At 59.4% G+C, this 14127-nt stretch carries 10 protein-coding genes; 5 read left to right on the forward strand and 5 right to left on the reverse strand.

Going from position 1 to position 14127, the window contains the following annotated elements; translation table 11 throughout:
- Nucleotides 1-77 precede the first annotated feature (77 nt).
- The gene (locus J5M66_RS12815; protein WP_207808907.1) at nt 78-2909 is read right to left on the reverse strand and encodes a hypothetical protein; all 2832 of its coding nucleotides are present in this window, start codon (nt 2907-2909) and stop codon (nt 78-80) included.
- 230 nt (nt 2910-3139) lie between these two features.
- Here J5M66_RS12815 and J5M66_RS12820 point away from each other — a divergent pair, with 230 nt between their 5' ends.
- The 5 genes from J5M66_RS12820 to J5M66_RS12840 all read left to right on the forward strand — a co-directional run bounded on the left by J5M66_RS12820 (nt 3140) and on the right by J5M66_RS12840 (nt 8390).
- Nucleotides 3140-4168, forward strand: coding sequence for a LacI family DNA-binding transcriptional regulator (locus J5M66_RS12820; protein WP_280074207.1), 1029 nt, complete (start codon nt 3140-3142; stop codon nt 4166-4168).
- Nucleotides 4169-4257: 89 nt separating this feature from the next.
- Nucleotides 4258-5040, forward strand: a complete 783-nt coding sequence (locus J5M66_RS12825; protein WP_207808909.1) for an AP endonuclease — start codon at nt 4258-4260, stop codon at nt 5038-5040.
- The gene (locus J5M66_RS12830; RefSeq protein WP_207808911.1) at nt 5033-6052 is read left to right on the forward strand and encodes a sugar kinase; all 1020 of its coding nucleotides are present in this window, start codon (nt 5033-5035) and stop codon (nt 6050-6052) included. The genes J5M66_RS12825 and J5M66_RS12830 overlap by 8 nt, the downstream gene beginning before the upstream one ends.
- A 57-nt stretch (nt 6053-6109) precedes the next feature.
- On the forward strand, nt 6110-7408 hold the full coding sequence (locus J5M66_RS12835) for an MFS transporter (protein WP_016774902.1): 1299 nt from the start codon (nt 6110-6112) through the stop codon (nt 7406-7408).
- Nucleotides 7409-7421: 13 nt separating this feature from the next.
- Complete coding sequence (locus J5M66_RS12840; RefSeq protein WP_207808913.1) at nt 7422-8390, forward strand: D-glycerate dehydrogenase; 969 nt, start codon at nt 7422-7424, stop codon at nt 8388-8390.
- A 167-nt stretch (nt 8391-8557) separates the two neighbouring features.
- Here the strand turns inward: J5M66_RS12840 and J5M66_RS12845 are convergent, their stop codons facing one another.
- From J5M66_RS12845 to J5M66_RS12860, 4 genes are all read right to left on the reverse strand, one after another.
- On the reverse strand, nt 8558-9745 hold the full coding sequence (locus tag J5M66_RS12845; protein ID WP_206422084.1) for an aminotransferase class I/II-fold pyridoxal phosphate-dependent enzyme: 1188 nt from the start codon (nt 9743-9745) through the stop codon (nt 8558-8560).
- A 41-nt stretch (nt 9746-9786) separates the two neighbouring features.
- Complete coding sequence (locus tag J5M66_RS12850) at nt 9787-11412, reverse strand: methyl-accepting chemotaxis protein (protein ID WP_110645411.1); 1626 nt, start codon at nt 11410-11412, stop codon at nt 9787-9789.
- A gap of 158 nt (nt 11413-11570) precedes the next feature.
- The gene (locus J5M66_RS12855; protein ID WP_206422083.1) at nt 11571-12707 is read right to left on the reverse strand and encodes a glycerate kinase; all 1137 of its coding nucleotides are present in this window, start codon (nt 12705-12707) and stop codon (nt 11571-11573) included.
- Nucleotides 12708-12923: 216 nt separating this feature from the next.
- Nucleotides 12924-14042, reverse strand: a complete 1119-nt coding sequence (locus tag J5M66_RS12860; protein WP_206422082.1) for a sugar diacid recognition domain-containing protein — start codon at nt 14040-14042, stop codon at nt 12924-12926.
- Nucleotides 14043-14127 lie beyond the last annotated feature (85 nt).

Below are 14127 nucleotides of genomic sequence, written 5' to 3' on the forward strand. Positions count from 1 at the left end.
TCATGACTTGGGGTAACAATCGCGAGAGAGAAAATTGCCTCTCCCGCGATGAGAAAACAACGTTATTGATCGCAGCCCTAGACTGGCGCTTCTGTCAGATCGCAGTACTGGAAGCTGTTATTGATCGTATCCAACTGTTTAATGATTGGAATTGATGATTGCTGACCGCCTTGGGCTTCATACCAGTATTTCCCCCATACCGCTGGACCTAGTCGCTTAGGCTGTGCGGCCTTGAAGTGTGCAGCGGTACCCACGCCAGCAACATCGGGCTCGGTGGGCCCCTTGATGGTATAAGTCGCCGACGCCGGCGTACCCGGAATCAACGCAGTACCCTGCGCATTCGAGTGTGCTTCAAAATGTGCCGTGATAACCGTGCCCTGCGGTAACAGCGCATCTTTTCTGATCTGCAGTCCCAGAACATAACCGCTCGTGGGACTGGTCATCGCGTAGCACTCGATATAGTCGCGAAGATCAGGCCTTCGGATTCTGATAGTAGGTTCCGGCAGGACGACCGGAATCCTATTGACCGTTACTGTCTGTGGCAAGGATTTGTTGACGTTCTTACCGACTCCGGTCTTCTCGATAGTATAACGAGCTGTATCGCTTGGCGGTGTTAACTTGGCCATATCACTTGCATCAATCTTGACCTCAAACTCTGATACAGAGACAAGCGGAGTGAACCTATCGAAAGGTATAGTGGAGTTGCCCAAGTAACACTTGACGGTATGCCCCGGTTCAATATCCGGATCTGAAAGAGCGTTTGTCACTCTGAAAGTACCTGGCTTGTCGCGATCGGTAGCCGCGATCACGTTATCAACGCCAGACATCCCCCTCACGACCGGTAGTTGTAGATTCGGGTTGTCCAGATCGGGAGGATTTGGTGGTGTCACACCCGCAATATCTAATGCCAACGTAATGGTGGCAGAAGGTGAGAGAGCGTTCGGGATACCAGTCCGCTCCATTTCACTATGGATCTTGGCTTCCACGGGATCATCGGCACCGTCAAATATCTTGGCAAGATCTGCGTAGCCCAGATCAAAGTTCAAATTGGCATTAGCCCATGGCTGTTTGGGAGTCTCGAAAAAATTGGTTTCGTCATCGGATCTGGTTACTACTACAAAGACGTTATCCCCGGCCTCCGCGTTTGTGATAAAGGCGTTTTCGACGATAGCCGCAATACCGCCGTCGAAGTTCTCCCAATAGAGTGCTTCGCTGTAATTTGGATCCGTTTCTGGCACCAGCGGGGCCTTTGTTAGCGATGGCGCTTGCGGCAATACCAATGTCAGAATGGGAGTAGGAACGGACTCCTCGCCCAGGTTCCCCAACCAGTCATCCCAGCGATAAGTCAGATTAACGCGCCCATTCGTGAATTGAAGCAACTCGCTGCTAGGAATATCGAACTTACCATCAGCAGGAACCTTGTCATTATAGACTTCAACTCTTGGTGAACCTTGCGTAGCGGAGCTCAACCAGACGGTCAGTTCGTCGTCAGGACGACGCCCGAAATAATCAACATTGGCCGTGAAATTCATATCCGCATTAGAACTTATCCAGGTCCGATCGATATTCCGCAGCGGAAGCGGCGTGCCATTGACGAAAACCGGAACTGGCGTCGGCCTGATTTTTCTCGGAGGGTTTTTCGTATTGACCGGCGCAAGCTGATCTACCGTAAATTCCAGAGTATTGGAGTCTTCCTTGTTACCACCCCCGCCTTTATAAAGCTCAATCATGAGTTCCCAGACAGTCGGACCGGGGGAGGTCGCCTTTTCAGCAAACAATCCGGCATCCAACGGCAGTGGGATGGTGCCAACCGGCCGATCGGCAACCGGCCCAAGGTCTATGGAGACTGGGTAATCTTTCCAGTCCACCTGTCCTTTTTCCCGGTATTTAACATCAATACTGTCGTCATCCAATTCGTCTTGCGTTCGAGTGAAATTGATGGTCAAAGTACCCGAATCCATTACAGATTTTGCTATAAAACCATCCGCGAGCGTATCAACTGCAATATCCGCAAAAGGCCCAGCGGCTGCTGAAATACCAATGGAAACTGGCCGTTGTTTTTTAGGTACAAATGTAATTCCCATTATCGTCTCTCCATGCGAGGTCAGGCCGAAAGGGCCAGGCTTACCAGGTGTTACTCGATCGATTTTCACCAATCCTTTTTCTGATTCAGCAATAATTCTCCCGCCGCGATACAATTGACAGACCACAATAGCGGAGTCGTCGTCAACCAAAGAACTGATATGGTTTTGGAACGGAACTACATAATAGAAGCCGTTCTTTATATCTGTAGCGGATAGTGTTTTTTCCCAGCGACCATAAGCCTCTGCCACCTCCGGGCCACTTCCGTTAAGACTCCGATATCCTCTCCATACAATCCATGCGACATCTAAGGGCTGGGCAATACTATCAAGAGGGCGAATTCGCAGAGTGCCACCATTGGTCAATGGCGGGCTCGTATTGTTATTCCAATAACCCCAGAGTGTTGCGTTCACCGCCAAGGGCTCCGCAAAGCTCAATAGCGCTGTGTGATCGATGGTCAGCCGACGCGGTGGCGACTCATCCGGATTACCGCCACCTCTCTTCCAAAACTTGTAATAAACTTGCGCAACACCGTTAGTTGCCATTTGTTGCGGCGTCAGAGGCACGTAAATAAAAGGATCAACAATCCCGACTGGATAGGTCTGGTCGAAAATCGTTGTCTCTATCGCATTCTGAACCCAAAAAACCATCAATTGGTCATCGGATCCAGTGTCATCCGGGCGAGGAATAACGATACGAGTACCTTTTAACAAAATATCTCTGGGGATATATCCGTCCAGATCATTGTCATCGATACCCTCGACTGAGAGTGGTGCGGCAAATATACCGTTCCGAGAACTATTTCTGGAGGTATCGACTGAACTCATGATTTCCATCCACCATACCAACTCAAGTTCCGTTTATAAAAACGATTGCTGATCCGCTGAGCGAATTAAGCGCCTCCCCCTAAGATTCGCCAACTGTCAGATCTGACAGGTGTCGCTACCGTCTGTCGGAAATGGGCGCCTATCCTTTCACCAGCAGCCAGGTCTTCACTTGACGCAACCAAAGAAAGTGGTGTTTCCTGAAACCGGTTTCAGACAAAAAGAAGAAAGCCGTGAATGACTTCTCCACTGCCCAGCGCAGCCGCGTGACCATGCTCGACGTCGCCGTACGCGCTGGGGTGTCCAAGGCCAGCGTCTCGCGTTTTATCGGCGATGACCGCGCCCTGCTCTCAGATGCCATTGCCCTGCGCATCGAGCGCGCGATTGCCGAACTCGGCTACCGCCCCAACCAGATGGCGCGCGGCCTGAAACGCGGACGTACGCGCCTGATCGGCATGCTCGTCGCCGATATCCGTAACCCTTATTCAATTGCCGTGATGCACGGGGTGGAAACCGCCTGCCGGGCGCACGGCTACAGCCTGGTGGTTTGCAACACCGACCGCGATGACGAGCAGGAGCGCCAGCATCTGGCGCTGTTGCGCTCGTACAACATCGAAGGGCTGATCGTGAACACGCTGGGCCATCACCGGGACGAACTGCACGAACTGCGCCGCGAGATGCCGCTGGTGCTGGTGGATCGCAAGGTCGACGGGCTCGACAGCGACATGGTCGGGTTGAACAACTCGCAAGCAGTAGAGATGGCGCTCGCGCATCTCGAACAACGCGGATATCGGGATCTTTTGCTGGTCACCGAACCGTATGACGGCACCAGCTCGCGGATCGAGCGGGTCAGCAGTTTTCAGGCGCAGATTACTCAGCGCGCGACCCTGACTGGGGCGGTGCTGGAAACCGGTGATGATCTGAACGCGCAACTTCAAAACTTTTTAAACACACCCGGTGATGGCCCGAAAGCGCTGTTTTGCGCCAATGGCGTGGCGGCGTTGGCGGCAACGCATGCGCTGCGCGCGCTGGGCGTGCGTCTATTTGAAGATGTCGGCTTGATTGCCCTGGATGATCTGGATTGGTATCCATTGGTGGGCAGCGGAATTACCGCGCTGGCACAGCCAACGCAAGAGATAGGCGCGCGGGCGTTTGAGTGTCTACTCAAGCGCTTGCGCGGAGATGATGAGATGGCGCGGGTGCTGGATTTTGCGCCGGCGCTGGTTGAGCGTGGGTCGACCCGTGAGGTTGGCGGAGTCTGATCTGCTCGCGAAGGCGCCCGGAAGGACACCACAGAACCATCTGATATTTTTTTGAACAAAAATGAAACCGGTTTCAGAGGTCAATAACAATGAATAAACCAGCCGTTTCCATCAGTCTGTCCAGCTACGGTGCCGAGCTTGTGCGCCAGCGTGGGCAGGATTCCTTTATTGAGATTCTCGCGGCCTCCGGCGCCAATCGCATCGAGTGGCGCGAAGAGTTGCTGACCCGGGAAGACCCGGCGCAACTCGCTCAGGCTACCCAGGCGCAGGGCTTGCAAAGCATTTATTCCTCACCCACCGAACTCTGGCTCGCAGGGCAAGCGCAGCCAAATCCCGAACTGATTACCGCGCTGCAACAGGCCCGGGCATTCGGCTCGAAATGGCTGAAAGTGTCCCTCGGTTATTTCACCGACAACTCTGATTTGCAGGCACTGGCCGAGCGACTCAAACACAGCCCGGTGCAACTGCTGGTAGAGAACGATCAAACTCTGCACGGCGGGCGCATCGAGCCGTTCCAGCGTTTCTTCGCCGCCGTCGAGCAGCACAACCTGCCGATCAAGATGACCTTCGACATTGGAAACTGGCGCTGGCAGGACCAGTCTGCCGCCAGCGCCGCCCGCGCGCTGGGGCGTCATGTCGGTTACGTGCATTGCAAAGCCGTGGCGCGCCGCGCCGACGGCAAACTGGTTGCGGTGCCGCCGGCCGTCAGCGACCTGCATCTGTGGGAACAACTGCTGCGGCACATGGACCAAGGCGTTATGCGCGCCGCCGAATACCCGCTGCAAGGCGATGACTTGGTGCAACTGACCCGCGAACACGTCGCCGCCCTCGCCCGCCTCGGTCAATCGCGCCTGGAGCCAGCCCATGTCTGATATCGATATCCTTTCTTTCGGTGAAACCATGGCGATGCTGGTCGCCGAGCAGACCGGCGATCTGGCTAAGGTCGAGCAGTTTCACAAACGGATTGCCGGGGCCGACAGCAACGTCGCGATCGGCTTGTCGCGTCTGGGTTTCAACGTCGCGTGGTTGAGCCGGGTCGGCAACGATTCACTCGGTCGCTTTGTGGTCGAGACGCTGGTCAAGGAAGGTCTGGATTGCAGCCACGTCGAGGTCGATAAAAACCATCCGACAGGCTTTCAGTTCAAATCGCGTAACGACGACGGCAGCGACCCGCAGGTGGAGTATTTCCGCCGTGGTTCGGCGGCCAGTCATCTGTCGCCGCACTCCATCAACGACAACCTGCTCAGCGCCCGCCATTTACACGCCACTGGTATTCCTCCAGCGCTATCCGCCTCGGCGCGGGAAATGTCCGTCGAACTGATGACCCGCATGCGCGCCGCCGGACGCAGCGTGTCGTTCGACCCGAATCTGCGCCCAAGCCTGTGGGCCAGCGAGGCCGAGATGATCCGCGAAATCAACCGCCTCGCCGCCCTCGCCCACTGGGTGCTGCCGGGGTTAAGCGAGGGCCGCTTGCTCAGCGGTTTCGACGACCCGGCCGACATTGCTGCGTTCTATCTGGATCAAGGTGCGGAGGCGGTGGCGATCAAGCTCGGGCCTGAGGGCGCTTATTACCGCACGCAGCTGGATCAGGGTTTTGTCGCTGGCGTGCCGGTGACCAAGGTGGTCGATACCGTAGGCGCCGGTGATGGCTTTGCGGTGGGGATGATCAGCGCCCTGCTCGAGCATCAGAGTTTTGCCGAGGCCGTGCAGCGAGCGAACTGGATTGGCAGTCGCGCGGTGCAGAGTCGCGGGGATATGGAGGGGTTGCCGACCCGCCAAGAGTTATCGGTTGAATTTGAATCCGCCTCCGCGAGCAGGCTCGCTCCCACAATTGGAATGCAATCGCCTGTGGGAGCGAGCCTGCTCGCGAAGAGGCCCGCCTGATTACCGCAAATCAATGAACCTGCTGCGACAAAAACAACAAGCTCAGGAGTCACACCGATGAAAACTGCAACCCTCGCCACCCGCCGCTGGTGGTACATCATGCCGATTGTGTTCATCACATATAGCCTGGCCTATCTCGATCGCGCCAACTACGGTTTTGCCGCCGCGTCGGGCATGGCCGAAGACCTGATGATCACGCCGGGCCTGTCCTCGCTGCTCGGCGCGCTGTTCTTTCTCGGCTACTTTTTCTTCCAGGTGCCCGGCGCGATCTACGCGCAAAAGCACAGCGTGAAGAAGCTGATTTTCGTCAGCCTGATTCTCTGGGGCGGGCTCGCCACGCTGACTGGCGTGGTATCCAACGCCTATTGGCTGATCGTCATTCGCTTCATGCTCGGCGTGGTCGAAGCGGCGGTGATGCCGGCGATGCTGGTCTATCTGTGCCATTGGTTCACCCGTGCCGAACGCTCGCGGGCCAACACATTTCTGATCCTTGGCAACCCGGTGACCATGCTGTGGATGTCGGTGGTGTCGGGCTATCTGGTACAGCATTTCAGCTGGCGCTGGATGTTCATCATCGAAGGTCTGCCGGCGGTGTTGTGGGCGTTTATCTGGTGGCGTCTGGCCGATGATCGTCCGGCCCAGGCCAAGTGGCTCAATGAGCAGGAAAAACACGATCTGGAAAGCGCCCTCGCCGCAGAGCAGGTCGGCATCAAAGCCGTGAAGAACTACGCCGAGGCGTTCCGTTCGCCGAAGGTGATCATCCTGGCGCTGCAGTTTTTCTGCTGGAGCATCGGCGTCTACGGATTCGTTTTGTGGCTGCCATCGATCCTCAAGGCCGGCGCGCAAATGGACATGATCGAGGCTGGCTGGCTCTCGTCGCTGCCCTATCTGGCGGCGGTGCTGGGCATGCTCGCGGTGTCGTGGGGTTCGGACAAATTGCAGAAGCGCAAACGCTTCGTCTGGCCGCCGCTGCTGATCGCTTCGATTGCGTTTTATGGCTCGTATGCCTTGGGCGCCGAACACTTCTGGTGGTCGTACACGCTGCTGGTGATTGCCGGCGCCTGTATGTACGCGCCGTACGGGCCGTTTTTCGCCATCGTTCCGGAGATCCTGCCGGCCAACGTTGCCGGTGGCGCCATGGCGCTGATCAACAGCATGGGCGCGCTCGGCTCGTTCGGCGGTTCGTATCTGGTGGGCTATCTGAACAGCTCCACCGGTTCGCCCGGTGCCTCGTACCTGTTGATGAGCGGCGCGTTGCTGTTGTCGGTGGTGTTGACCATTTTCCTCAAGCCCGGCGCCAGTGATCGCGTCGTCGCCAAAGCCGCCGCCACACCGCGTGTGCCGGCGCATTCCTGAAAGGACTTTTGCCATGAAAAAACAGGTCGTGCTGTACAAGAAACTTTCGCCCGCGCTGATGGCGCGCCTGCAAGAGCAGTTTGACGTAACGCTGATCGAAAGCCTCGACGCCGATGGCCTCATGCAGTTGCGCGATGCCCTGCCCCGCGCCCACGGTTTGCTCGGGGCCAGCCTGAAACTCGATGCCGCGCTGCTGGATCTGGCGCCGCAGCTGGAGGCGATTGCCAGCGTCTCGGTGGGTGTCGACAACTACGACATCGAGTATCTGAATCGGCGCAAGATTCTGCTGACCAATACCCCCGACGTGCTCACCGAAACCACCGCCGACACCGGTTTCGCCCTGATCCTCGCTGCAGCGCGGCGTGTGGTTGAACTGGCGAACATGGTCCGTGGCGGGCAGTGGAGCCGCAACATCGGCCCGGCGCATTTCGGCACCGATGTGCACGGCAAGACGCTGGGCATCATCGGCATGGGCCGCATCGGCGAAGCGTTGGCCCAGCGTGGGCATTTCGGTTTCGGCATGCCGGTGATCTACCACAGCCAGTCGCGCAAGCCGGCGGTCGAGGAGCGGTTCGCTGCGCAATATCGCAGCCTCGAAGAGTTGCTCCAGCAGGCCGATTTCATTTGCCTGACTTTGCCTCTGACGGCGCAGACCGAACGTTTGATCGGCGCGGAACAATTTGCGCTGATGCGGCCGGAGAGCATCTTCATCAATATCTCGCGCGGTAAGGTGGTCGATGAGGCGGCGATGATCGAGGCGTTGCGCAGCAAGCGCATTCGCGCGGCAGGCCTGGATGTGTTCGAGCGCGAGCCGTTGAATCATGATTCGCCATTGTTGCAGTTGAGCAATGTGGTGGCGACGCCGCACATGGGCTCGGCGACCCATGAGACGCGTGAAGCAATGGCGCGCTGTGCGGTGGAGAATCTGTTGGCGGCGTTGAATGGGCAGCGGCCGGCGAATCTGGTGAATCCACTAAACTGATCGTTCCCACGCTCTGCGTACTGATCGTTCCCACGCTCAGCGTGGGAATGCAGCCCGGGACGCTCCGCGTCCCTTCCGAAAGCTGGAACGCGGAGCGTCCCTAGAGGCATTCCCACGCGGAGCGTGGGAACGATCAGCAAGGCGCCGGTTCAGGCAACACAAATCCATCAGGCACTGCGCGCCTGCAACAGCTGCACCGCACACAACGCAATCCGCGCGCAGGCATCCGCCAGTTTGACCCGATCCACCACCAGACCGATGCGAATATGCCCCGCCGCGCTCGGCCCGAACGCTTCGCCGGCCAGCACAGAGACGCCATAACGTTCCAGCAAGCGCTCGGCAAACGCCTGAGCGCCAAGGCCAGTCTGGCGCACATCGACCATCACGAACATGCCGCCATCCGGGCAAATCGGCTGCAACCCAGGGCAACCGTACAAACGTTCGCAGACCAGATCGCGGCGCAAGCGATACTCCTCGCGCATCTGCGTGACTTCCGGCAGATCGCTTTGCAGCGCCACTTGTGCGGCCTTCTGTACGAAATCCGGCAGACCGAAGAGCATGCTCAGCGACAGATTCACCAGATGCTCGGCCAAGGGTTTCGGGCCGATCATCCAGCCGATGCGCCAACCGGTCATCGCATGGGATTTCGACAGACTGTTGATCGTCGCGGTGCGCTCGGCCATGCCCGGCAGGCTCGCCGGGCTGATGTGCTCGCCTTCGTATAAAAGCTCGCTGTACACCTCATCGCTGATCAGCCACAGGTCATGGCGAATGCACAGCGCTGCCAGTTCCTGCCAGATCAGCAAGGGCAGACTCGCGCCGCTGGGATTGTTCGGGCTGTTAAGCAGTATGGCGCGAGTTCGCGGGGTGATGCGCGCGGCGACATCGGCGGGGTCGACACGAAAACCGTTCTCCGGGCGCACCGGCACGGCAATTACCTTGGCACCGCAAGCGCCAAACACTCCTTCGTAGGTAACGTACATCGGCTCGGCGACGATCACTTCATCGCCCGGATCGAGCAGACACTGCGCCACCGAATACACCGCGCATTGCGCGCCGGGCAGGACAATCACCTGATCAGGATCAACCCGTTGACCACTGCGCTGGCGATGACGCTCGGCAATCAGACTGCGCAGCTCGAACCGCCCACGCACATCGGCGTAATGGGTGTCGCCGGCCAACAGGCTATCGATCGCGCCGTGGACGATCGGCAACGGCGTATCGAAATCCGGATCGCCGACGCTCAACAACAAAACATCGACGCCTTCGGCGCGCAGTTCCAGCGCTCGGTCGTGAATCTGCCAGGCAGCGGCACCCTCCCCGGCGATTCGTTGGGTCAAGGCTGAATAGCGCATGTACGTCTCCTGTTAGCGCGGTTTCCAGCCTTCACCGTATCTCAAATCACGAAACGCGCCACCATGGCGTTCAAATCCACTGCCAGTCGCGACAGTTCGTGGGTCGCGGCGCTGGTCTGGTTGGCGCCGGCGGCCGATTGCGTGGCGAGGTCGCGAATGTTGACCAGGTTGCGATCGACTTCGCGGGAGACTTGCGCCTGCTCTTCCGAAGCGCTGGCGATAACCAGGTTGCGCTCGTTGATCTGGTGAATCGATTGCGTGATCTGCTCCAGCGCCACGCCGGCCGCGCGGGCCATTTCCAATGTGGACTGGGTGCGCTGATTGCTTTGCTGCATCGACGAAACCGCTTCTCCGGTACCGTTCTGGATGCCGGCGACCATTTTTTCGATTTCCTGAGTCGACTGCGCGGTGCGATGGGCCAAGGCGCGCACTTCGTCAGCCACCACGGCAAAACCACGGCCAGCCTCGCCGGCACGCGCCGCTTCAATTGCAGCGTTGAGCGCCAAGAGGTTGGTCTGTTCGGCGATGGCCCGAATCACGTCCAGCACCTTGCCAATGTCACGACCTTGCGCGGCGAGGCCTTCAATCATCTGCGCGGTGTTCTGCACGTCGTGAGTCATGGTCTGGATCGCGTCGACGGTTTTCACCACCTGATCGCGACCTTCGCGGGCGGCGTGGGTCGACTGGTTTGACGCTTCGGAAGTCGACACGGCGTTGCGCGCCACCTCTTCCACCGCAGCGGTCATCTCGTTGACGGCGGTGGCGGCCTGTTCGATTTCGTTGTTCTGCTGCTGCAGGCCGCGCGACGCTTCTTCGGTGACGGCGCTGAGTTCTTCGGCAGCGGCGCCCAGTTGCGTGGCGGAACCGGCGATCTGCTCGATGGTTTTGCGCAGGTTGGTCTGCATCGCGGCCAAGGCTTCGAGCAGGCGCGCCGGTTCATCCTTGCCGTCAACTTCGATGGCTTTGCTGAGGTCACCGTCGGCAATGGTTTGCGCAGCGAGCACGGCGCGGTTGAGCGGCGTGACGATGCTGCGGGTCAGCAACCAGGCGAGCAACACGGTGGCCAGTGCCGCAATCACGGCGACGATGATGATCCCGGTGATCGCGCTGTCATAGTTTTCACCGGCCTTGGTGGCCGCCGCTCTGGCCCCGGCCGTATTCATGCCGATCAGCTTGTTGAGCTGCTCGCCCATCTGATCGGTGCCTTCCTTGATGCGCGTGTTGATCAACGCGCGCATCGCTTCCAGATCGCCCTTGCGCGATAGCTCAATCATCTGATTCTGCGCTTGCAGGTAATTATCGAGCGTCGTCGAAAACGTCTGGAAGACCGCGCGCTCTTCAGGGCCTGCCGGCAACGCAGCGTAGCTGGCCTGCGCTTTGCGCACCTTGTCGACCAGCACCGCGATGCGGGTTTCTGCCTCTTGCAGGCTGGCCGGTTCGCGATTGACCAGCACACGGAACGAAAGAATGCGCATGCGCAGGACGTTTTCCGTGACCACGCTGAGGTGGGTCACGCTTGGCAACTGGTTGGTGTCCATGTCGATCGACGCCTGACGAATGACCGTCATGCGGCTGACGGCGAACACGCCGAGGACAATCACCAGCAAGGCGATAAAGGCAAAACCGAGGAAAGCACGGGGCGCGATATTCAGGTTACGCAGGGACATGGTCGGACTCTCGAAAGAAAGAAACTACGAGCGTCCATGCCGTGAGCACTGGCCCATAGCGGGCGACAGTCCGGCAGCACTGAGTTGTGGTTTTGTGTGCGCCTGACCGTTGTATCGGCCAGGCTTGAGGAAGGTTTCGGGTCGGCGGTAAATATTTTTCAGGCTGAGGCGAGTTGCCAGACCCGGGCGATGTCGGTGGCGCGTTCACGCAGCAGGCGCGGGGCTTCGGCGCAGGCCTGGTCCAGAGTCATCGGCCCGCTGGTAACAGCAAACGCGGCGTCGATGCCGTGTTGATAGAGCTCCTGATAGCCCTCGCCCAAGGTCCCGGCAATCACGATCACCGGCACGGCGTATTGTTTGGCAATTCGCGCCACCCCGAACGGTGTTTTGCCGCGCAGGGTCTGCGCATCGAAGCGGCCCTCTCCGGTGATGACCAGATCCGCATCTTTGACCGCCTCAGCGAGCCCGACCAGTTCCGCCACCACCTCGACGCCTGCCTGAAACTGCGCGCCGAGAAAAGCCTTGGCGGCAAAGCCCAGACCACCCGCCGCGCCGCTGCCCGGTTCATCGCGCACGTCCTTGCCCAATGCTTGCGCGCAAAGCTCGGCGAAGTGCCCAAGCGCCTGATCGAGCTGCTCAACCTGCGCGGGCGATGCGCCCTTCTGCGGGCCGAAAATGGCCGAGGCGCCATGGGGGCCGCAGAGCGGATTATTGACGTCGGCGGCGATGTCGAAACGCACATCGGCCAGACGTGGATCAAGTCCACTCAGGTCCAATCGCGCCAGTTGCGCCAAGGCCAGGCCGCCGGGCACCAGCGACTGATTCTGCGCATCCAGCAACTTCACACCCAATGCCTGCATCGCCCCGGCACCGCCGTCATTGGTCGCGCTGCCGCCGATCGCCAGGATCACCCGTTGCGCGCCGGCATCCAGCGCTGCACGAATCAATTCACCGGTGCCAAACGTGCTGCTGATGCAGGCATCGCGCTGTCCCGGCGGGACCAGTTGCAGACCGCTGGCCTCGGCCATTTCGATGATCGCGGTGTGGTTGTGCGGTAGCCAGCCCCATGCGGCTTCGACCGGTGCGCCCAACGGGCCGCGCACGCGGGTGCGGCGCAATTCACCTTCGCAGGCCGCGAGAATCGACTCGACCGTGCCTTCGCCGCCGTCGGCCATCGGGCATTTGACCAGCGTCGCCTGTGGCCAGACCTGGGCCAGTCCGAGGGCAATGGCTTCGGCAACGCCTTGGGCACTCAGGCTGTCCTTGAACGAGTCGGGGGCGATGACGATCTTCATGGGAATTCTCCGGTTGCAGTGGCATTCATGCTGCCAGTCGGCCTGCGCCTTGACGCCGGTCGGGTGCACAAGTGGCGTCGACGTTTATTGTTCATTTCCACAAAAGACTTGCGTTGGATGTTCCGGCCTCTTCGCGAGCAGGCTCGCTCCCACATTTGAAATGCATTCCAAATGTGGGAGCGAGCCTGCTCGCGAAGGGGCCATTGAACACACCGATCAATTCGAATCAGTCTGCGGCAACAGCTGCACCCCCAGATACAACGCCAGCATCCCGTCCAGCTTCAACGGATCAATCCCGCTCAACTCGGCAATCCGTTCCATGCGATAGCGCAGGCTGTTGCGATGGATACCCAGCGCTTCGGCACAGGCCTGGCTCTGCCCGTCGTGCTCGCACCAACTGCGCAGGGTCGCCAGCAACTGGCCGTTGCTGTCCTTGGCGATAACCTTGCGCAGCGGCTTGAGCAGTTCGTCCAGCGCATCATCGTTGCGATGTCGCCATAGCATGACCGGCAAGCGATAACGATTGAGCGTCAGCAGTCTCGAATTCGGCAGCACGTCACGACCATACGCCAGCAAGTCGCCGACCCGTCGATAACAGCGGCGCAACCCGGCCAGGCCATCCGCCTGCCCGCCGACGGCGATGCGCAAAATCTTCCAGCCGAGGCCATCGAGCTTTTCCAGCAGTCGATCATGCTCGACGTTCTGGCTCGCCGGGCGACACCACAACAGCGAAGACTTCGCCGAACTCACGCACCAACTGTCGGGATACCGCGAGGTCAGCCACGCACTCAGTGCCTCGACGGTTTGCCCCGGCCCGTGCTCAAGCCCCAGTTCAAACAGATACGGCACCCGGGTCAATTGCGGCTTGAGCCCAAGCTGCTGCGCCTCATCGATCAGGCGCGGCGAATCCCCCGCCTCGCTCAACAGCAGCGCCAGCAGATCATCGCAACGCTGCCGTCGCCATTGCTGCTCGGCCTGCTGATTGCGCTGGCCGACGAGCATTTCGGCGGTCATGCGCACCAGCTCGGCGTAGGTGCGCAATTGCTCCGGCTCGCCAGTGATGCCAAGCACGCCGATCAAGCGCTGATCGAGCAACAGCGGCAGGTTGATGCCCGGTTGCACGCCTTTGAGGTGCACCGCCGTCTGCGCATCGATTTCCACCACGCGCCCGTTGGCCAGCACCAGTTGCGCGCCTTCATGCCGGGTGTTGATGCGTTCCGGTTCGCCGCTGCCGAGGATCAGGCCCTGACTGTCCATGACATTGACGTTGTACGGCAAAATGGCCATGGCCCGGTCGACGATGTCCTGGGCAAGGTCGTGATCGAGTTCGAACATAGCGGCGGCAATCCTTCATTTCAGGCACGGACGGTTGTTCAGCCGCACAGGGTCTGGCGGCAAACCCTGTGCTCAGGCACAAAGA

The sequence above is a fragment of the Pseudomonas sp. 67(2021) genome, assembly GCF_017491835.1.
GTDB lineage: Bacteria > Pseudomonadota > Gammaproteobacteria > Pseudomonadales > Pseudomonadaceae > Aquipseudomonas > Aquipseudomonas atacamensis.